Here is a 22451-nt window from a genome sequence, read left to right on the forward strand (position 1 = left end):
AATTATAAACTTGCCATCTTTTAAATTATCGCACTTTTTTATATATTTTTCTTTAAATAAAACCTATAATTTTCTTTCCTAATGAATATTCTACCATATTACTTTCTAGTCACTTATATTTTAATAATATTTATATATTAAATAGGCCTTACTACTAAACTTACTCTAGTAATAAAGCCCTATTAATGTTTTATATAAATTATGCTAAGGATTGTTAATCCTCTCTAAGTCTCCATTTAGACTATATTAATATTAATTAATCATACCCAAATATAAATACAAATTGTCTTAAATATTATTAACCGTCCCTAGTATTTTATATAAATTATACTATAGGGAGTATTCTACTCCCTATACCCCTATTTAAACTATAATAAAGATAATTAAATTTATTTAAAATTGTGCTAAAAGTTGTTAACCGTCCCTATATGTCTTCTTTTAAAACCTCAATTAAATTTACTTTTTTTAGATTTTTAATTCCTGGAATTACTGCTAAACATGATACCAGTATAGCTATAAAGCTAGTTATAAGAATCGTTCCCCATGGCATAGAAAACTTCATACCTCCATAACCACTAGATGCCTTAACCATAAAGCTTGAAATCAATGCTCCTAATATTCCTCCAATTAATGAACTTATTGCTCCATGTAGTAATCCCTCTAAAAGTATCATCCTATTTAATCTTTTCATAGTCATTCCTATGGACCTTAAAGCTGCAAGCTCCCTACGTCTTAAACTTAAATTAGTATTCACTGTATTTATTATATTTACTACTCCAATAAGCCCAATTACTATTACAAAACCATATATTAAAATATTAGCTTGAAGAAAGGTATTTCTTAAAGATCTATTTCCATCAACCTCATTTACAATAGTTGGAAAAACTAGTAATTCTTCAGATATTCTCTCAAGTTCTTTTATTACCTTATCTATGTCTTCAGCCTTATTTAAAGTAAGATTAATGGCAACCTTATTTTCTGCCATATCATCTATTAATTTCAAAGTCTTTGGAGAAGCTATAATTTTCGCTCCCTTAGTTTTTCTTATATCCATAGGCTCTTTACTGAGAACCCCTAGAACCTTTACCCTAATAAAATTATTCTCATCAATAGGTACTCCCTTTAAAGATGCCCTTTCTTCAATACTTACCCCATTATCATTGATCATTTCCTTTTTTCCTATTAATATTTCATCTCCAACCTTAAGTTTTGTTAAATCTCCACTTATTGGCCCTTTTCCCTTAATACTAAAACTATTATCATTTACAACTAAAACCCCATTTTCTTTTTCCATTTCATTTATATCTATTTTACCATCTTTTAAATAACCCTTAATTCCACTAAGATTATACTGATCATATCCTACTTCAACACTTGGAATCCCTAAAGCTTCTTCTCCTTTGTAGTTAATTGATATTTCGTTATAGTTCTTTAATTCCTTATAATAATCGACAAGCCTAGAATCTAAATTCTTTTCTTTTATTATTGCAACCCTAGTAGAGGTATTATAATGAACATAAATTTTCTCTATTTCATCTAATGCTTTTACTTTTTCTAAAATATCCTCTGCCTTATCTCTAGATTTTTCATCTAAATTTATACTTATATCTACTTTCCTAGATAAATTATTATCAACAGGTATTCCGCCAAAGGCTATATTAGCAAAGGTTATAAATACTATAGCTAAAACTATGCTTATTGTTAAAGAAAAAATGGTTGCTCTGTAGCGTTTTTTATTTCTTTTTATATTTTTATATGCCATAACTACATGAATTTTAGCAAATTTCTTTAAAAGCTTTCCTCTTCTCTTACTTATTTTTTCTTTAGTTACAAAAGCTCTTGAATTTACCGCAATTAATGGTGATATTTTAGAAGCATATATTGCGGGAAATATAGCAGATATATATATAGTTATAAATCCAATAATTGAACTTATTAAAAGAATATTATATTTTATTGCTATTTCTAGCTTAAATCCTCCCTCTGAAAACTGTGAAGGCATTGCATTAAAAATTATAAATATTATAAATAAGGCTAAAATACCTGAAATTATTCCAAGTGGTATAGCTATTATTCCTAATATTATTCCTTCTTTTCTTACTATGGTTTTTATTTGTCTTGGAGTTGCCCCTAAGGTTCTTAATAGTCCCAGGTCCTTTATTCTCTGAACTACACTTATGTTAAAAGCATTATAAATTATAGCTATGGTGGCTATAACAACTATTCCTACTACTATAAATACCATTGAAAGTATGGAATTTAATCCATTATCACCTTCTAACCCCCCTTGATATCTAAGAAGATCATTATTTAAAGAAACACTTCCTTCCTCATGTATACTTTTAAGCTCATTTATGTTCTTTTTCAAATCTCCTTTTTCATAAAGAGATATAAAAACTTGCTCTCCCTTTCCATCTAAACTCTCATCATAATATATTGCCCTAGCCGATTTATTTTGTTGGGTTTTTTCATTATTTTTGAGTATACCCACCACTTTAAATTCTTCCATCTTGGGATTTTTGTCATCCCCACCTGTATTTAAAAAAATTTTATCATTAACCTTTATATTTTCTCCTAAAAATCTAATTATCCACTGTTCTAATGCAACTTCCTCAGTGTTCTTAGGTAAACTTCCTTCCTTAACATCTAGTGCCATAAGAGGTGCTATATTACCTTTAAATGATAATAAATCTATGGATAATCCATTTTTTATTTCTGTTTTCCCAATAGTCTTAATGGTTACCATATCCTCTACCTTAGGATTACTATTAAGTTTATTTATTAAGTCCTTATTTAGATTCTTATATCCAACCTGCCATGCCCCTCTTTGTGACTTAACAGCGTTAATTCCTGACTTATCTATAGAAGGAAAAAAGCTACATATTGCAGTTATTAAGGCAACAGAAAGAACTATCCCAATTAAAGTGAAAATACTTCTCTTTTTATTATTTTTTAAATACCTAAGGGTCAACTCCTTATAAGATTTAATCATATTACTCCCCCCTACCTTAAGTACTCATCTTTAATTATTTTTCCATCTGCTATATTTATGATTCTATCAGCTTCTGATGCTATGTTATTATCATGAGTTATAACAATTAATGTTTGCTTATATTTCCTAGCTGATAATTTCAAAAGTTCAATAACTTCTTTTGAATTTTTAGAATCTAAATTTCCTGTAGGCTCATCAGCTAAAACTATTGCTGGTTTAGTGATTAAAGCTCTACCTATTGAAACCCTTTGTTGCTGTCCTCCTGAAAGTTCAGAAGGAAGATGAGACTTTCTTTCCTTAAGTCCTAAAAGGTCTATTATTTCTTCCAAATATTCCTTATCCACCTTACTCTCATCCAAAAGTACTGGTAACGATATATTCTCTTCTAAATTTAATATAGGTATTAAATTAAAGAATTGAAATATAAAACCTATTTTTCTCCTCCTAAAAATAGACAGTTTCTCTTCCTTTAAGCTATATATATCTTGACCATCAACATAAACTTTTCCACTACTAGGTCTATCCAATCCTCCTATTAGGTGAAGTAAAGTACTCTTTCCTGACCCTGATGCTCCAACTATAGCAACAAATTCTCCACTATTAATAGTAAAACTAACATTGTCTAAAGCTTTAACCTGATTATTCTTATCTCCATAAATCTTAGATAAATTCTCAATCCTAAGTATCTCCATATATGTTCACTCCCTAAATTATTTACTTTCTTTATACCATTAATATTACATGATGAATCTTACTATTAAGCATATTCTTTTCTTACAGTTTAGTAATAATCCTAATTGTAATTGGGGACGGTTAACAACTTAATCATTTATTTATAGGGTTTTTTACATAAACACTTAACTTATTCATTAAAAATATCCTTGATCTATCTGTCCTTGGATATATGTATAAATTAAGTTCAAAAGTTAATTTATACACCTTGATAAATCAAGATAAATCAATAAAACGTTAATGAATAAGTTAAAAATTATTCTTAAATCCCTATATAAGCATTAACTTAATAATTAAAATACTTATATTTTTATACAGTGAATAACTTATTTCTTGCAAAATTTCTTACTTTTATATAAATATAAAGTACATAAAGTTGTTAACTGTCCCTTATATTTATCATTAGATTGGTCATTAAAGTTGTTAACCGTCCCCAAAGATTTCAAAAGTTTTAAAATAAAAGGTAAGTATAAAACTCCTTATTTCTGAAGCCTTATACTTACCTATTACTTTTTATCTTTATCTCTAAAATTGTCTAATATGTCTTTAAAACTCTTTGATTTTATTTGAACCATTGAATCATATCCTGGAACCACCTTAGGTATAAGTACTAATCCAAGCCTTCTATTTCCATTAGGCATATTTATACTTACCTCTTTTATAGTTCCTTTAGCATCTTTTATCTTTAACCTAAATTCCTTAATTCCATTACTAATTGCCTCATAAATCATAGTATATTCTAGAACCTTGTTATTATCTATTTCTAAAATTTTATCTCCACTTTTAATGCCTACCTTCCAAGCTTCTGAGTTAGGTGCTACTTCTAAAACTGTAATCCCCTCATCATCACTTGAGAATTTTGCCTTATCCCTTGTTTCCATAAGCACTTGAAGAAATATCATCCCTTCATGTAAGGCTGGCATTAAAATTAAAGCCATAATACTAGCAGCTAGTCCAAATTTAGTTAAATAAGCTACTCCAAATAATATAATTCCATATATAACATTAAATATTCCTGATATTAAAACCTTTGTTTTCTTACTTTTAGTAAAAGTAATACTCTTATATCCGAGAACACCATAAACAGGAATCACACTTGCAATAGCTGCACCAATCAGTGCCATATTTACCTCTCCTCTTATTAATGGCCACCAACTTGGCGTATCTATAAAACTTCCTGTTATGGATGCATCCCTAGTTGTTAGAAACATTATAGCTATAGGTATAGGCCAATATCTTTCAAAAGAAAATCCACCAACTAATTTACCATCCTTATGAGTAAATACTGGTATAGCTCCTTTAGAACCGTCTATAGCAATCAGAATCCCTTCTATAATATGAAGTATTGCTATAAGAGTAATTAGTGACATAATATCTAACTGTATATTGGATAAATATGTACTTTTAATTATTCCTAAACTTCCTAATGAATTTAATGTTATAACCAGCAAACCTAAAACTGCCCCTGAGTAGGAAAAACATATATATCTAGGTTTAATAAACATAAGTAAAAATGAAAATAAAAATATTAAATCTATTCCAGAGTTTTCATGAAACATAACCCCTAGGTTAGTTAAAATTATACTTCCTATAAAACCGCCTAAAATACCAAGAACTAACTGAGAAATAGTTAATTCCAAGGGAGAGATAAATCTCTCTCCCACCATAATTTTTTGCATCATAGTAATTTTCTTATTTTTTCTATATAAAAATACACATAGGAGTATTAGTACAAGTGCCATTGAAGGATTAGCTATGGTATAAGCTAATGACTTCAGCGTATATATAGTCAAATTCATTAATTAACCCTCCTACTTAATTTTTTCATTAATTATCTCTAAGGCCTTCTTAAATTGAGGATCATTCTTTTTATCAAAATCCTTGCCTCTTAATTCGTTCGGCATCTTAACTTCTACATCTGGTGCTATACCTTTTTTATGAATATTTTCTCCATTTGGTGTGTAATATTTTGATATTGTAACTTTAAATCCAGTACCATCATTAAGATTAAGCACCGTTTGAACAATTCCCTTACCAAAGGTATTATTTCCAACTAAAGTTCCTATTTTATAGTCTCTTATTACACCTGCTACTATTTCTGAAGCACTAGCACTATTTTCATTTATAAGTAAAACTAGAGGCATTCCTATAGCACTTCCACCTTTAGATGTATACTTCTTTTCAGCTTTATATTTATCAATAGTAGAGGTTATTACTTTTCCCTCTTCTACAAAGTTTGATAAGACCTTTATACTTTCATTTAAAAGTCCGCCTGGGTTTTCTCTAATATCTAAAATTAATCCCTTCATTCCTGCACTTTGAAGTTCTTTTAATTTAGCATTAAAGGCATCACCTGTATGTTCATCAAACATTGATAATTGTATATAACCAACATTATTCTGAAGCATTTCTCCTTTTACAGTTACCATACTTATTGTATCTCTATACACATCAGTTGTAAAACTTCCCTTTTCTTCTCTCTCTAATGTTAAGGTTATTTTTTCTTTTACTTTTCCATTTTTCATCATAGAAACAGCCTTATCTGATTCTTTCCCTGTAACTTCTACATCATTTACCTTCTTTAATACATCTCCTGGTAATACGCCTGCCTTAGCAGCTGGAGATCCTTCAAAAACTGCAATTATAACTATATCGTTACCTTTTACTCCAACCTGAAGTCCTACGCCCACATAACTGCCTTCATTTCTCTCATTAAAATCTGAAAACTCCTTCTGATTCATAAATACAGTATAAGGATCGTTTAAGGAGTTAGTCATTCCCTTTACCGCTCCTTCTACTAATTTATCTTCATCTATTTCTCCATCATAAAGCTTATATATTAAATCTCTAACTTCAAACATCTTCTTAAATTTCGATACATCATTTACTCCCTCTAAGGATTTTGAAATCTTAAAGGAATTAACCCCCATCCCTGGTATAGAAACCGCTGCTACAGTTCCAAAGCAAAAAGCAGATACATTAGTAACTAAAAGGATTGCAACCCCAATAGCTATATTACGTATTCTTTTCTTCTTTCTATTACTTTTATTGATTTGTTCATTATCCATATATATAACACCCTTTCATTTATAACCATCTATTACTGTAATACTATTATTATTTACCTATAAATTTTTTATTATTAAATTTAAATATTAATTTATTATATAATTTACCCATCCAATCTCTATATATGTTTAAAACAACTTAGCTTTTTTTACATACTAAAAAATTATTTTAGACTTTTTTACTTATACATTATCCTATGTTTTTATAAAAGTATCCTTTAAGTAATGTATAAGACAAGTTTTCCATTAAAAAACCTTAAGTTACTAATGAAATCCCTTAATTAAAACTTAATATATATTAAGTTTTAATTTAATTTTTCTTATAGGGTTTTAAGTTTTAAACTTAATTTATACCCCTTGATAAATCAATAAAACTTTAATAAATAAGTTAAATTTTATTCTTAAATCCCTATAGTATAAATACCTAATATAATATGTAACTTTTTAATTTCTATCTCCTATTTATATCTTGCTCTTAAGTAAATAAAATATTACGGCCCTAATTATAGGGTTCATCCATATAAAATTAACTTATACATTTCATTGATTCATTAAGAAATCATACTCTTAATGGATGTATAAGTTAAGAAGTTACATAGTAAGCCTATATAATTATCCATAATCTAAACTCAAACTATTCCTTAAATTTTTCTTCAATAAATTTAGATTTCACTATAGATGCCTATGTTTATAGAATAAATTAAATTTAATTAATTTATTTTATTTTAAATATTATTATTTATAAACTTCTAATATATTCATATGTTCAATTCTACATTTAATATTATAAATATGCAATGTGAATACTAATTAATTTAAACCATAAATATAAATAATATTCATTAGATAAATATTATTTATATTGCCTAAACATTCCTATCATAAAAATATATTATTCTTAAAGTCTTAGTATGTCTATACTTAAACTAATATATATTATAATATAAAATTTTTTATATACTTTAATCTTTATAATTCTAACTTAAACCTATAGGGTTTCTAACTAAACTCTTAACTTCCCCCTTGATTAATGGGCACCTGAAGCTATGTATAAGTTACGTTTTCACTTTTAAACCCTATAACAACATATATTTAAACCTTTCCTAATTATCATACATTATTTTAACATAATTAAATTAAATCAAATAAATTCACCTTTGCAAAATGCAAAGGTGAATTCTATCTTATCTTATATATTAAACATCTAAGAACTTTCTTAAAGATAATGCACTTCCTAGAGCTCCTACAAACATACCTGCTAATATAAATTCAATTAACATATAGGTTACAACATATGTTGGAGATACTAGTTGGGAAGTTATTAATGTCTCTGTAAGTTTTCCATAGAAAACCTTATATCCAAAGTATAAAACCACATTAGAAATTAAGGCTCCAATTACTCCAAGAATTACTCCTTCTATTATAAATGGCCATCTTATGAACCAGTCTGTAGCACCTACAAACTTCATTATACCTATTTCACGACGTCTTGAGAACACTGTAAGTCTTATAGTATTGGCAATTAAAAATAAAGATACACTAGTAAGTACTATGAATACGGCAACACCTACCCATTTAATACTAGATGATATTTTTGATACCTTCTCTATAAGATCTTTTTGATTACCTACTTGTTCAACACCTTTTAAGTCCTTTGTTTTACCCTCAACCTCTTTTGCAAGCTCTGGCGAATTAATTTTCACTATAAAAGAAGTTGGCATTGGATTTTCATTTTCACTATAACTATCTAAAAGATTTTTATTCTCTCCTAATTGATCCTTAAACTTATTTAAGGCCTGTCCTTTACTTTCAAAACGTATTTCTGATACTCCATCTATTTCTGATAATTTATTTTCCACATTTCTTTGATCGCCGTATGTAATTCCTTCATTTAAGTAAACAACAACTTCAACTTTAGATTGAACATTTTCCACTTGTTTATTAACAGTTAAAGCAACAAGCATAAATACTCCAAATATACATAGAGTAGCTGCAACTGTAAGGGAAGATGCAATACTTATAGTTTTGTTTCTTCTTAAACTTTTTAAAGAATCCATAATAAAGTTTTTAAAAGTATTAATCTTCATAACCGTACATACCTCTCTTTTCATCTCTTACTATGCTTCCTTTTTCCATAGCAATAACTCTCTTCTTCATAATGTCAACTATATCCTTAGCATGAGTTGCCATAACTACTGTAGTACCTGATTTATTTATATCATCTAATGTTTCCATTATTCCACTTGCTGTCTCTGGATCTAGGTTACCAGTAGGTTCGTCTGCTATAAGTATAGCTGGATTATTAACTATAGCTCTTGCAAGAGATACTCTTTGCTGTTCTCCTCCTGATAGTTCTGTAGGGAACATTTTTTGCTTATCTGAAAGTCCTACCATAGCTAAAACCATAGGTACTCTTTTTCTTATATCCTTAGGATTTGCTTCTATAACCCTCATAGCAAAAGCAACATTCTCATAAACACTTAAGGTTGGTATTAATCTAAAATCTTGAAATACCATTCCTATTTTTCTTCTATAATAAGGAACTTGTTTTCTTTTTATATTACTTAAGTCATTTCCATTAACATTAATAGATCCTGATGTTGGTTCTATTTCCTTTAGAAGCATCTTTATAAAAGTAGATTTTCCTGCTCCACTAGCTCCTACTAAGAATATAAATTCACCCTTGTCAATTTTAACGTCAACATTCTTAAGCGCCATTACATTATTATCATAGCTTTTACATACATTCTTAAATTCAATCATGCCTTTAACTCCTTAACTCTTAATACTTTATCTATCTCAATAATCTCAATAATCTCATACATAATATTCTTTATAATTATATCATAACATGGAGGTATTTGTAGTTTTATTTTTATTATTAAAAAAATAGTTATATTTTTGGTTATATTTTGTAACTTTTTCTTATATATACTATACAATATGTTAATTCTATTATACTTTAATTCCCTTATTAGAATTCAAAGATTGATTAATCTATAATACCATTTATAGGTAACTACTCTCTTAACTTTCTTATATGTTTTTAATATAACTCTTAAAATTATTCATTAAAACACCTTGAGTTCATATTACTTCACTCATATATACATATTAAACTTAACCCCTTAACTTACTTATAGGGCTTTAATATTAAGTCTTAACTTATTCATTAAAGTTTTATTGATCTATCTTGATTCATCAAGGTGTATAAATTAATTTTTAAACTTAAAACCCTATATTAAAAATACACTTCATTTATATTAACTTATACATAAAATTTCACCTTGATTATTCGAAATCTGAAGTTATGTATAAGTTAATTTCTAAGATGAAAATATTAAAAATCCTCTGTTAACTAAAAAAACACTATAATTTATTATCTTCTAAATAAACTTATAGTGTTTTATAGATATTCTATTTAGTTATTAATTTATATTTCCAAATCCTTTTCCAAGTACTTCATGAGCATCAACTACTATTATAAATGCAGATGGATCGATTTCTTTTATAAAAGATTTTAATTCTATAAACTGTTTTCTACTTAATACAGAATAAAGAATATCTGTTTCCACCCCACTATAGGCTCCCTTTCCTGGCACTACAGTACATCCTCTATTAATTTCATTCATTATGTAATCTCTTATTCTATCATTGCTATGACTTAATATCATTATTTGTTTACATGCATTGAATCCATTTATAACTTTATCTATAATCATTCCATTAAGAAATACTATTATTATTGCATACATAGACTTTTGAACCCCAAAAGTTATTGCCCCCATAATAGTTACTATAGCATCTATTATAAGCATGCATTTCCCTATATCTAGTTTTACATACTTATTAACTATTTTGGCTATTATATCAGTCCCTCCAGTGGATGCATTTTGACTAAAAACTAGTGCTAGTCCCGTACCTGTTAATACTGGTGCAAAAATAGCTGTTAACATTAAATCACTTGTTATAGCTACTGGATTTAAGAAAGTTTTAATAATCCACATTGTACCTGATAGTCCTAATGCAGCATATATGGTTTTACCACCAAACTCTCCTCCAATAAATATAAAACCAACTACAAATAATACCATATTTATAATTATAGATAAGGCTTCAACGGATATCATCGGAATGTAATTGTTTACCACAATGCAAAGACCTGTTATCCCTCCAGAAACAATATTATTTGGAATAAGAAAAAGTTCAGCTGAAATAGCAACTAGGAGCATTCCTAAACTCATTATAGAAAATTCCCTTAAAGTCTTATTTACTTTCATATGTTTACCCCCTAAAGATTTAAATGATTTATCTTATAATAAATTCAAATAATTAAAATTACTTAATTATTATAAGATAAATAATTATTATAAAAAAGAGTATTTTGTAAATATATAAAATTATTTGAAAGTTATTACGTATTTTTGTACTTAAGAAATTTATAAAGATAAAATTTATTACTTTATACTTTATTGTGCTACCATATAAAATTTCTTTTGTCTTTGATACAACTAAACATACCTTATTTAATGGTTATTCATTCCTTCATAATAAATTTATATAATCCACCTAAATATAAATCATATACACTATCCTTACTCATAGATTTAGAAAGTCCCATGAAGTTTTAAGTTATTTAATAAAAAAACGTAGCTTACATTTTAAGCTACGTCTTTTACATATTATTTCAACTGTAATGCTTTTTTAACTGTCTTAACTATATCTGAAGCTGTTAAGCCATACTTTTCTAATAATTCAGCTGGTTTTCCACTTTCTCCAAAGGTGTCTTTAACCCCAACCTTTAATACTGGAGCTGGATAAGTTTCTGTTATAACTTCACTTACTGCTGAACCAAGTCCACCTATTACATTGTGTTCCTCTGCTGTTACAATAACCCCTGTTTCTCTTGCTGCCTTTTCTAAAGCTTCTCTATCTATAGGCTTTATTGTATGGATATTTAAAACTCTTACCTTTATTCCTTCTTCTGCAAGAGTGTTATAAGCATCTAATGCTGCATCCACCATTATACCAGTGGCTACTATGGTAGCATCCTTTCCTTCTCTTAAGGTTACTGCCTTACCTATTTCAAACTTATACTCTTCATTATCATTAACTGTATTTACAGCTGATCTACCAAGTCTTACATAACATGGTCCTTCCATCTTGGCTACAGCTCTTATAGCTGCTTCTGTCTCTACATCATCTGAAGGACATATAACTGTCATTCCTGGTATACTTCTCATTAAAGCTAAATCTTCTATAGCTTGGTGAGATGCTCCATCTTCTCCTACTGTAAGCCCTGCATGAGTTGCACATATCTTTACATTTAAATGAGGGTATCCTATGGAGTTTCTTATTTGTTCAAAAGCTCTTCCTGCTGCAAACATAGCAAAGGTACTAACAAATGGAATTTTCCCACAGGTTGATATTCCAGCTGCAACACTCATCATATTGCCTTCTGCTATTCCCATGTTTATAAATCTTTCTGGTGCCACTGCTTTAAAGTCTGCTGTCTTTGTAGATTTTGAAAGGTCTGCATCTAAAACTACAACATTTTCATTTTCAGTAGCAAGTTTTGCTAAAGTCTTTCCATAAGCTTCTCTAGTAGCTAACTTCTTTCCCATTAGTTCTCCCCTCCTATTTCAGATATAGCCTTTTCACATTGCTCTTTATTTGGAGCTGTTCCATGCCATCCTGCTTCATTTTCCATAAATGATACACCCTTACCCTTAACAGTATTACATACTACTGCTGTTGGTCTATCGCTTACTTTCTTAGCATCTTCTATAGCCTTAAGTATAGCTTCAAAGTCATGTCCATCTATACTTATAACATTCCATCCGAAAGCTTCAAATTTATTGCTTATAGGTGCTGGATTCATTACATCCTCACATTTACCATCTATTTGTAATCCGTTGTTATCTATAAATGCTGTTAAATTCCCTAACTTATAGTGAGCTGCTGACATAGCTGCTTCCCAAACTTGACCTTCTTGTAATTCTCCATCTCCAAGTAAAGAGTATACTCTATAATTTTTTTTATCTAATTTACCAGCTATAGCCATACCAACTGCTGTAGATATACCTTGACCTAAAGATCCTGTAGACATATCTATTCCTGGTACCTCATTCATATTTGGATGTCCTTGAAGGTTAGAATTTATTTTTCTTAAAGTCATAAGTTCATCTGGATTAAAGAAACCTTTTCTTGCTAAAGTACTGTATAGTACTGGTGCTGCATGTCCTTTTGATAAAACAAATCTATCTCTATCTAAATTCCTTGGTTCTCTAGGATCTATGTTCATTTCATTAAAATAAAGAGTTGTTAATATCTCTACTGCTGAAAGTGATCCACCTGGGTGTCCTGAACCTGATTCAGTAAGCATAGCAACAATATCCTTTCTTATTACTTTAGCCATGCTTTTTAATTCTTCAATATTCATCTTCATAGCTTCCCCTCCTGATTTTTCTATGTAATGGAGTTATTCAATCACTATCTATGATTTTAATTGAATAATATATTATTAATTATTATTATACTAAATTATTCAAACAAGTATTTAACTATTTTTATTTTTCTCTTAAAAATCTCCAAAATAATTGTATCATAAAAACTAAAAAAAACAACTAAGATGTAGCACATTTTTTTATTAATATATCCTTTTTATTTTGTTTTTAACTCTTTTTATTAATATAAATATATATTTACTATCCTTTTTTATCTTAAATCTTTATTATTATTCTCTAATATAGGTTTAAGGTTAATCTAATGGGGACGGTTAACAACAAATATGCTTTTATTAAGAAATTATACTTTAAATCTTAATCATAGGTTCCCTTAATCTATAGTTCTTATTTCTCTCTCTAAATCCTATTTGTTACTTAAAATCCTTAACACTTAAGTAAATTTTATTGTTAACTGTCCCCAATATTTTATTAAAAATATTAATTTTTAAGTACTCTTTGTTGTTAACCGTCCCCAATTTTATAAAAGAATAAGCTGCCTCAATTTTTATTTTGAGGCAGCTCTCTTTATATTCTAAGTATTTAAATTTAATCCCATACTTATTAACAAAGCCTTATCAACTTTCTCCATATCACTGTCTGTCATATGTCCTATCTTTTCTTTAAGCCTTCTTTTATCTAGAGTTCTTATTTGCTCTAGCAATACTACAGAATCCTTATTTAGTCCATACTCCTCTGATGATATTTCAACATGAGTAGGAAGTTTTGCTTTGTTAATTTGTGAAGTTATAGCTCCAACAATAACTGTAGGGCTATATTTATTTCCTATATCATTTTGAAGGATAATAACTGGTCTTATACCGCCTTGTTCTGATCCAACTACTGGACTAAGGTCTGCATAAAATATATCTCCTCTTTTTACTATAACTTGTGTCATTAGACATATCACTCTCCGAAAGCCATGACTCATATTCTAAACATTGATCTAAATCATAGGCACATGATAATTCTGAAAACTCTAAATTGATTTGTGCCATCTCTTGATATCCACTTTTTAAGTCCTGGTATTTACAATCCTTATCTCTATATAATATAAGGTCTTCCGCCTCAAATTGACACTGATTTTTACTAACTATATCACTTTTTTTTGTTCTATGTTTATCAGAGAGGTTTCTTCTTATTCCTTTGACAATTGACATATTAATACAATACCTCCTATTTTCTATGACGAAAAATATGTATCCTATATAATTATATTGCTATTTTTGTCAATATGTCAAAGGATTTTGTAAGATTAGACATAATTTCTTTATGTTATCCCCTCTCGATCCCTTATGTATACCTTTGGAACCAATTATTTTTTCTAATAATTTATTTTGTATATTATGGTTCCATCAAGTCTAATCTATTACTGCCTCAATTTCTATCCATTATTGTTTATTCTAATAATCTAATCTAATCCTCCATGGAGACTCGTACTGAATATCAAATATAGCTACCATGAATTCCTATGATTTAACCATGAATCTAGGAATAGTCTTATATTGATTTTATAATTTAAAGTAATATTTCCTTTTATCCTAGGATTATATGGTTTAACTTCTATTTTATAGTTTTCTACTTTTTACTAATAGTTACTTATACCTATCTTCCTAAGTTACTCTTGAAACAAGTATTTATCCACTTCTTTGTTTTTTAAAAATTCTGTATATAATATCTTTACTCTCTCATCCCCCTTTAAATCATATATTGTAAATTTATCTAATTTAGCTGTGCTGTTATCTATAATAACCTCACCCCTAACAAGATTTCTATTACTTCCTGGTATTACTAATTCTACAATTGTATAGTTTTTACCTTCTATATTTTTACAACTAATTTTACTATCTGGGTTATTTAAAAGTTTAAGAACCTCTTCTACCACCGTATATTTGTAGAGTTCATCAAACTCTTTTTCTAAAACATATTTTTTATTAGCTATGTTATCTGTAACATATATATTATCATCCTTATAAAAATATGTTCTATCTTCTCCTAGCTTAATTATATAACCTAAATCTTTTGAGTATATTTGTGTCCAATTCTCTTCTCTTTCTTCCCTAAAATTATTAAAGGTTACATTAAGCTTTGCTTCATAAGTTTTTAACTTACTAAGATCTTTTATAATATTTTTTTCTGATTTTTGTTTTAAATTACAAGAGGATAAAATAATAGCTATCCCTATAATTACTACTAATAGGTATGATTTTCTTTTCATTAAGCCCCTTCCTTAAAAATTGTTCTTACTAATACTAATATTCACTTTTAAGAGGATTTATTCTATTATATGTTTTATTACAAATGGAATTTTTTCTGCCAATACTGTGGCACTTATAGAATACATATCCTTTTCTAGTAAATCTGCTGCATATCCATGGACATAGGCTCCTATTAAAGTAGCATCTAGGGGAGGAATTCCTTGGGCTAATAAACCACATATAATTCCTGTAAGTACATCTCCCATTCCTCCTGAGGCCATAGATGAATTTCCTGTTGGATTTATATATGTATTTTCTCCATCAGTTATTACTGAATTCATCCCTTTTAAAATAACTATTATATTATTTTCCTTGGCAAACCCTTCTGCCACCTTTATTCTATTAGAATTTATATAAGAAACTTCATATCCTGTTAGCCTACTCATCTCCTTTGGATGAGGTGTTATAATTATTTTTTCTTTACTCTCTTTCAGTATACTTGAATTATTTTTAAGTACATTTAGCCCATCTGCATCTATTACTATATTGCAAGAAGCATCTCTAATTATTTTCTCAAGTATTTCTCTAGTTGAATCCTTAGTAGTAAGCCCTGGTCCCACAGCTATAGATGATGCTTTTTCAATAATATTATTATCATGACTAAAATCCCATTCCCTAACCATAGCTTCATTTAGTTTAATAGACATTATATCTAAAATATCCTTATTACAAGCTAATGTTACAGTTCCAGCTCCACTTTTCACAGCACCTAAAGCACTTAAATAAGCTGCTCCTGTATATCCAGGAGATCCAGCAAAAATTAATGCTTTACCATAGGTTCCCTTGTGACCATCCTTACTTCTTATAGGTATTAGAGACTTTATAAAATTTCTATATTTATTATTGTTATTTTTATTTATTCTTCCTCTTCCTTCACCTAGTGCGAAGGCTATGGCATTTCCCTTACTATGGGATATAGAAATATGTATATTGTCTATCTCTTTATTCTTTGCAATATTCTTAGCTTCATTATTAAGTACTACATAAGGCTTACCAAGATCATCCCTTAATATTTCTAAGTCTTTAAAGGAAAATCCTCTTATACCTGTTCCTAAAACCTTACTTATTGCTTCCTTAGCTGAAAAACCTCCTGCTATAACTTCATAGCTATTCTCTCTAAACTTTATATATTCTATTTCTCTAGTACTAAAAACTCTATTTATAAACCTATTATTTTTACAAGCCTTCTCTATCCTGTCTATTTCAATAATATCTATCCCTATACTAGTTACCAAGTTTATCCCTCCAAAGTTTCCTATAACCTTAACTATTTCTACAACTACATATAATAATATAAATTAACTATATATTATAGTATATTACTTATTAATATCGAACCTATCCACTAGTATCTTTTTTAATTTTATTTAAGCCTTAGCCTTCTTCCCTTCACCCTATGTATTTATAGTAACATAAATATATTGATAATATGAATTTCTCCCTTTACTTTCTTAGTTGTAATAACATTCCTAACTTAAGTTTATAAAATACAGGGTTTTAATTTTAAAAGTTAATTTATACATCTATCCAAAGCAAGGTAAACTAAGTATATTTTTAATGAATAAGTTAAGAGTTTATGTTAAAACCCTATAGGTTTACTATGTCAGTTCTTAACTTATACATACCTTAAAAGTCTTACTTATTAATGAATAAATAACATGTATAAGTTAATTTTAGATTGAGGAACTCTATACAAGATTTCTAAGTGAAAACTCCCCTTATAGGAAGCTTAATACCTTCATTCCCCAGAAGTTAATCATATATAAACTAAAAATCCTATATAAAAGTTTAACTCCTAAAAGCTAATAATTTTAATATTATAAATTAACTAGCACAAGGAGTTAAATTAATATAAAGTATATTATTTTAATATAAATATATTTCTCCTTAATTGTCTTTAAAATATTAAGGATTTTCCTCTTATATTTAATGATGTAGGCTATATACAATGTTTAAAATATACATATTATGATGAAGTTCATTGATATTAGATTATAAAAATAATAGCTAAATCACATCTTCTTTAAGATACTTTGAAATATAAAATATAGTTTAAAATATTTATATAAATCTAGGATTTAAGTAAAGTTAAACCCTATAAAATTATCTTTATAAAATTAATACTGTTACTGTATATCATTCTATATATGTTTTAGTTTGTACAAACTTTTAGAAATTCACTTTCATTGAAATCTAAAACGTATTCATCTATATACTCAGATAGTATGTCTACTAAGTGAAGTGGCGACACTTTATTATCGTATAATAATTTCAAAAGATCTCTAACCTTATGTCTATAAGGACTTATGGCTTCCACCCAATCTCTTTCTATAGATACTACCACTCCATTTATTAAATCCTGTCTTTCTACTTCTATGCCAAAACATTGAACTTCACTACCTAAATCATAAAACGGAAGTGTAACAATTTTCTTTATCATTCTATAGCTGTATATCATATTTTTCCCTTCATTTTCGTCAGCTCTTGTAAGTTGTTCTACTATTACCATCTTAAGATTCCCCCCTAAATAATTAACAATGATTTTCTCTTAAATATCTCCTAAATTCGTGTATATATATAATATCATTAAAAATATAAAAAAACTGTCATACCATGTTTGTAAAAAAAGATTTTTACAACATAGTATGACATATTTTCCTAACAATCCTACAATATCTTTCCGTCATATCTTTAAACTCTCTTTACATTGCTACATTGGAGCTCTTATTCTATGATTCATCCACTTTTTTGTCGTAATTTTCTTTATATATTTTTTTAATAGAATCAAAGTAAATAATAAAGTTCTATATTTTTATTCTACTTCAGAATTAATGAATTATATTTTTTAATATATAACCTATCAATTTTAAAATTCCCTCTTCCATACTTATTCTAAATATACAAAATATGTAACATTATGTTATCTTAAAACCTATTATACATTCTCTAAAAAGTATTAATGGTATACCTAAATACATACAAATATCTTCTACAATAAAAAGTGATATCATACTAATTGGACTAATATTATTATTTTTATCTTTCAATATATACTTCTCCTTAAATTCTTCACTAATATCTTTTATAAAATTTAAGTCATAATATATAATATTTAAAATATCATGTAGTACCTTGTAACTTATTTTGATAAAATCTCCTTGAACCTTCTCATTCCCATCTATAACAGCATGTATAACTCTACTTATCCCTGTATTTTTATAATATTTTATTATATCCTCTTCATATTTAGACCCTATAAATTCTCCTATTATTCTAGAACTTATTATAGATATTTCTCCCTTAGAATTAAAAATAATCTCCTTAGAACTTACTTCTAAGACATTTCCTTTACTTTTAATATCATCTATAATGCCTTTTACCTCTAAGTTAAATCTGTTCTTAAATTTTGAATTTAGTATAAAACTTTGTAGCTCCATGGAGGAAGCCTTTGAAAGAAACTCTTTAAAATTTTTATAATTCTTATTTAAATAACTTTTCTTCTCCATATTACCACCTCCTATTTTATCTATAGTATTGTAAATACCTTTTATAGCTGTATGTAACTTTATATTCTTACTAATTCTCTACAGTGTTTTAAGTTTTTAAGCTAATTTATCCATCTGGCTAAAACAAGATAAGTCAATGATATTTTAATGGATAAGTTAAGTATCTATATTAAAACCCTATATAGGGTTTTAAGTTTTAAAGTTAATTTATCCACCTGGCTAAAGCAAGACAAGTCAATGATATTTTTAATGGATAAGTTAAGGATTTATCCATAGCTAAAATAAAAATCTTACTTCCTATTCTTAGAGTAACCATAAACCATAAAAATATTTTTCTTTTAAGAATCATTTATAAGATGTAACACATTCACATCTCTTATTTTTATGAATCTACTCGAAAGCTTTTATTATAATGTGATAAATACAAAAGATAACTATATTAATCCTTAAATTAACTTTAATTAGTCAATAATGAATACTTTCCCCAATTTCCACTCACTTCATTTTCAATATTATTACTTATTTGTATTTTTTATTTACTTTTTGCTATTTTCATAATATATTTATATTCAATATGTTAAATACAATGATTTTATATATGAATGATTTATTAAAAATAAAGTCACCAATTGTTTTAGAAATTCTAATTAAGAATACTTTTGCAATAAATATATATTTTGTTACAGTAACACCAAACTCAGAAAAGGAATTATATAAGTTTAAAGACTGGATTTAAACTAGTCGAAAAACTAAAAAATCATACTTAAAATTCCACTTAGATCAGTTTACCATGAACTATATGCAGCCCATAAAACGGGACGCTTACAAAAAACGGAGATATGCTGCTCCATAAAAGAGTAGCATATCTCCATTTTTGTTGGGTATTCCATAACACCGTTCACAGTCAGCATTATCACAATGAGTAATCTTAGGATTCTCTATAGTTTCTCTTACACATAATTCAATTATATCTCTTGCCTTATAGCGATGCCATATACTACATAAACACTATAGATTTACTTTAAAGTTCTATCTACAGATTTATATGCATTTTCTACAGCACTTGTCATTTCACTAGTCACCTCTTCACTAGAAAACTTAGCTTTATTATATATATCCTTTAAATCTAAAAGTTCTTTATCCTTTCCTCTTATTTCTCCTCTAACCTTTCCATAAACTTGTCTTGCAGTCATATGAGGTTTATATAAGTCCTTTTCCTTAGCTTTCTTTAAAAAACTTCTATAATAATAATAGATTTTTTCTCTATTATCCTTATTCCTAAGTTCCCTATACATATTAAAAATCTTCTTATCTTTTTTTATGGATATTTTTTCTCTTTCCTCCATAAATTCATCCTTAATAGTCTTTTTTATCCTTATCCTTTTTAGTATTCTAAATGCCATATATATGAAAAGAACTAAGGTTATTCCATATATAATATAGGCAATAATCTTAAACTCTTTGTAATATAAGTCTTCCCTATAGTTCCCCTCAAACTTCTCTAAATTACTAAAGTTATTGAATTCTACAGCCTTATTTCCTCCCCCTCTAGTTATTTTCATAAGTGGATATCCTATAATGTAGTATAGGATGTTGGCTACTAAAACTACTATGGGCTCCATAATAGCTTCATATATTGTTTTTAAGCTATAAATAAGGCTATTAGTCCAAGGAAGAAAAATAGACATGCTTCCTACTAATAAGGCTAAATTAATTTTCCCATCTTTCATAGTATATACTTTAAAAAATACCTTCCTACTGGCTCTAAGAAGGCTTATATAGCTTAGTATATATATTATATATACTTTTCCTAAAATATTTTTATTATAATCATCTATAAAAATATAACTTACTATAAGACTTAATAATATAATACTAGTTTTAATTCCAAGTCTTTTATAATACTCATGATATATTGCACTTTCATCTAATGAAATATAAATCAATAAATAAACTATTAAGAATGTAAATATTAAAATCATATTATTTACTGGCCTATTAAAGCTATAAAAAAGGTAGCTATATAAAAGCTCCAAAATAATTATTATAGGAAAATATACCTTAGTCTTTATTTCTTTAATAGTAGCCACTTGTATAAGTAGTCCTAGAAGTATTAAAATCAATAAATCCTTATATCCTACCCTAACTTTAAACATAGGCGATACAATACTTATCTCTAAAGCAAACATAAAAGAGGCTATAAAAAATGTATATAACAATTTTATAATTCTATAAGAATTTATATGCTTATTTATAAATTTCATTATCCTCTTACCCCCTTATAGCTTATGATTTCTATAAATGATATCTTAGGTATTGCCTCATCCTTTGATGTATCTATTATCTTTATAGTAAAGCCTAAGGAGTTTATTTTACTTATTATATTTATACTTTCTTCATCTAAGAAAGCTGCCACTACAATATATATGGTATTCCTATCTAATATTCTTAAAATATCTCTTAAGTGTTTACTAAATTCTCCCCTAGACCTTATATCTATTCTTGCTCCTATCTCTAGTAAATATGAGAAATTATTAGTATAAGGAAAAGTTCTTATCTCTGTTGATTCATACATATTTATTATCTGACTGTTTGTTGAAATAGCTACTGGAGTAGTACTTTTTATAAATTCTCTGCCTAAGGCCACAATAACCTCTATTCCTCTTTCTATATCCTCAGTATTTACAACGGACCAAAAAGGAGTGGTATTTTGATTACTAAATATAAACATAACTTTTTTCTCTGATGTAGTATCATACTCCTTTACCATAAGTCTATTCATCTTCATACTAGAGTTCCAATGTATATCCTTCATCCTATCTTCTAGAGTATAATCTCTTATACCTTTCACATATAATGGATCCTTATATATCCATCTCTTAACAATCTCTTCTCCTTGAAGAGAATTATTGTTAAGATTTAATTCTCTTAAACTTATCACCCTAGGATATACTACTATTTCTAAAAGATTTGTTATAGCTCTATTTTCCATGGCATATCCAAAGTAATCCCCTATGGATACATTCATATTTTTAAGAATATATACCCCTCTTTTACTAGCGGTCACCTTATAAGTTCTTTTAAGTCTCTCATTTCCTGAAATACTATATGTACTATAATAAAAATGACTTTTATCTTGAAAATCATCATTACTGAGAAGTCTCTTAACTTCTCCACTATACTCCTCTTCTATTGTGATAAAAGATATAGGAAGTCTCTTTTTATTTTCTATAATAGTTGTGATTTCAAAAACTTCATTTATATTTACCTTTGACTTACTTATCTCTCTTTTTATATCTAAATTATAAAACCCAGTGTCCACTACCTTCTTAGCTAAAATTGTTCCAATAATTAATAAAACTACAAATGATATATACGCCCCCATGCTCCTC

General features: G+C 27.7%; 17 protein-coding genes. All 17 read right to left on the reverse strand.

What is annotated here, in order from left to right:
* Positions 1–424: 424 nt before the first annotated feature.
* Positions 425–2992, reverse strand: a complete 2568-nt coding sequence (locus BR69_RS0103800; protein ID WP_027632009.1) for an ABC transporter permease — start codon at positions 2990–2992, stop codon at positions 425–427.
* An 11-nt stretch (positions 2993–3003) separates the two neighbouring features.
* Positions 3004–3684, reverse strand: coding sequence for an ABC transporter ATP-binding protein (locus BR69_RS0103805; RefSeq protein ID WP_027632010.1), 681 nt, complete (start codon positions 3682–3684; stop codon positions 3004–3006).
* A gap of 546 nt (positions 3685–4230) precedes the next feature.
* Positions 4231–5523, reverse strand: coding sequence for a S41 family peptidase (locus tag BR69_RS0103810; RefSeq protein WP_027632011.1), 1293 nt, complete (start codon positions 5521–5523; stop codon positions 4231–4233).
* Positions 5524–5535: 12 nt separating this feature from the next.
* Positions 5536–6792, reverse strand: coding sequence for a S41 family peptidase (locus BR69_RS0103815; protein ID WP_034849312.1), 1257 nt, complete (start codon positions 6790–6792; stop codon positions 5536–5538).
* A gap of 1196 nt (positions 6793–7988) precedes the next feature.
* Positions 7989–8903, reverse strand: coding sequence for a permease-like cell division protein FtsX (ftsX, locus tag BR69_RS0103820; protein ID WP_242840647.1), 915 nt, complete (start codon positions 8901–8903; stop codon positions 7989–7991).
* Complete coding sequence (gene ftsE, locus BR69_RS0103825) at positions 8869–9555, reverse strand: cell division ATP-binding protein FtsE (protein WP_027632014.1); 687 nt, start codon at positions 9553–9555, stop codon at positions 8869–8871. Before ftsE ends, ftsX begins: the two co-directional genes overlap by 35 nt.
* 665 nt (positions 9556–10220) lie before the next feature.
* Positions 10221–11072 (reverse strand): YitT family protein, encoded by an 852-nt coding sequence (locus tag BR69_RS0103835; RefSeq protein WP_027632016.1) that lies wholly within the window; start codon positions 11070–11072, stop codon positions 10221–10223.
* A gap of 402 nt (positions 11073–11474) precedes the next feature.
* The gene (locus BR69_RS0103840) at positions 11475–12416 is read right to left on the reverse strand and encodes a transketolase family protein (protein ID WP_027632017.1); all 942 of its coding nucleotides are present in this window, start codon (positions 12414–12416) and stop codon (positions 11475–11477) included.
* A complete protein-coding gene (locus BR69_RS0103845) occupies positions 12416–13240 on the reverse strand; it encodes a transketolase (protein ID WP_027632018.1) in 825 nt (274 codons plus the stop codon). The genes BR69_RS0103840 and BR69_RS0103845 overlap by 1 nt, the downstream gene beginning before the upstream one ends.
* Positions 13241–13830: 590 nt before the next feature.
* The gene (locus tag BR69_RS0103850) at positions 13831–14193 is read right to left on the reverse strand and encodes a type II toxin-antitoxin system PemK/MazF family toxin (RefSeq protein WP_027632019.1); all 363 of its coding nucleotides are present in this window, start codon (positions 14191–14193) and stop codon (positions 13831–13833) included.
* Positions 14144–14455: a hypothetical protein gene (locus BR69_RS0103855; protein ID WP_027632020.1), complete on the reverse strand. Its 312-nt coding sequence runs from the start codon at positions 14453–14455 to the stop codon at positions 14144–14146. The genes BR69_RS0103850 and BR69_RS0103855 overlap by 50 nt, the downstream gene beginning before the upstream one ends.
* Positions 14456–14913: 458 nt before the next feature.
* Positions 14914–15513: a germination lipoprotein GerS-related protein gene (locus BR69_RS0103860; RefSeq protein WP_027632021.1), complete on the reverse strand. Its 600-nt coding sequence runs from the start codon at positions 15511–15513 to the stop codon at positions 14914–14916.
* A gap of 57 nt (positions 15514–15570) precedes the next feature.
* The gene (locus BR69_RS19805; RefSeq protein ID WP_034849313.1) at positions 15571–16788 is read right to left on the reverse strand and encodes an NAD(P)H-hydrate dehydratase; all 1218 of its coding nucleotides are present in this window, start codon (positions 16786–16788) and stop codon (positions 15571–15573) included.
* 917 nt (positions 16789–17705) lie between these two features.
* Positions 17706–18062 (reverse strand): DUF6514 family protein, encoded by a 357-nt coding sequence (locus tag BR69_RS0103870; RefSeq protein ID WP_027632022.1) that lies wholly within the window; start codon positions 18060–18062, stop codon positions 17706–17708.
* A 406-nt stretch (positions 18063–18468) separates the two neighbouring features.
* On the reverse strand, positions 18469–19059 hold the full coding sequence (locus tag BR69_RS19810; RefSeq protein ID WP_051623469.1) for a hypothetical protein: 591 nt from the start codon (positions 19057–19059) through the stop codon (positions 18469–18471).
* A gap of 1016 nt (positions 19060–20075) precedes the next feature.
* Positions 20076–21323, reverse strand: a complete 1248-nt coding sequence (locus BR69_RS0103885; RefSeq protein ID WP_027632023.1) for a hypothetical protein — start codon at positions 21321–21323, stop codon at positions 20076–20078.
* Positions 21323–22444, reverse strand: coding sequence for a DUF58 domain-containing protein (locus BR69_RS0103890; RefSeq protein ID WP_027632024.1), 1122 nt, complete (start codon positions 22442–22444; stop codon positions 21323–21325). The genes BR69_RS0103885 and BR69_RS0103890 overlap by 1 nt, the downstream gene beginning before the upstream one ends.
* Positions 22445–22451 lie beyond the last annotated feature (7 nt).

The organism is Clostridium hydrogeniformans DSM 21757, from assembly GCF_000686705.1.
Lineage (GTDB): Bacteria > Bacillota > Clostridia > Clostridiales > Clostridiaceae > Clostridium_Z > Clostridium_Z hydrogeniformans.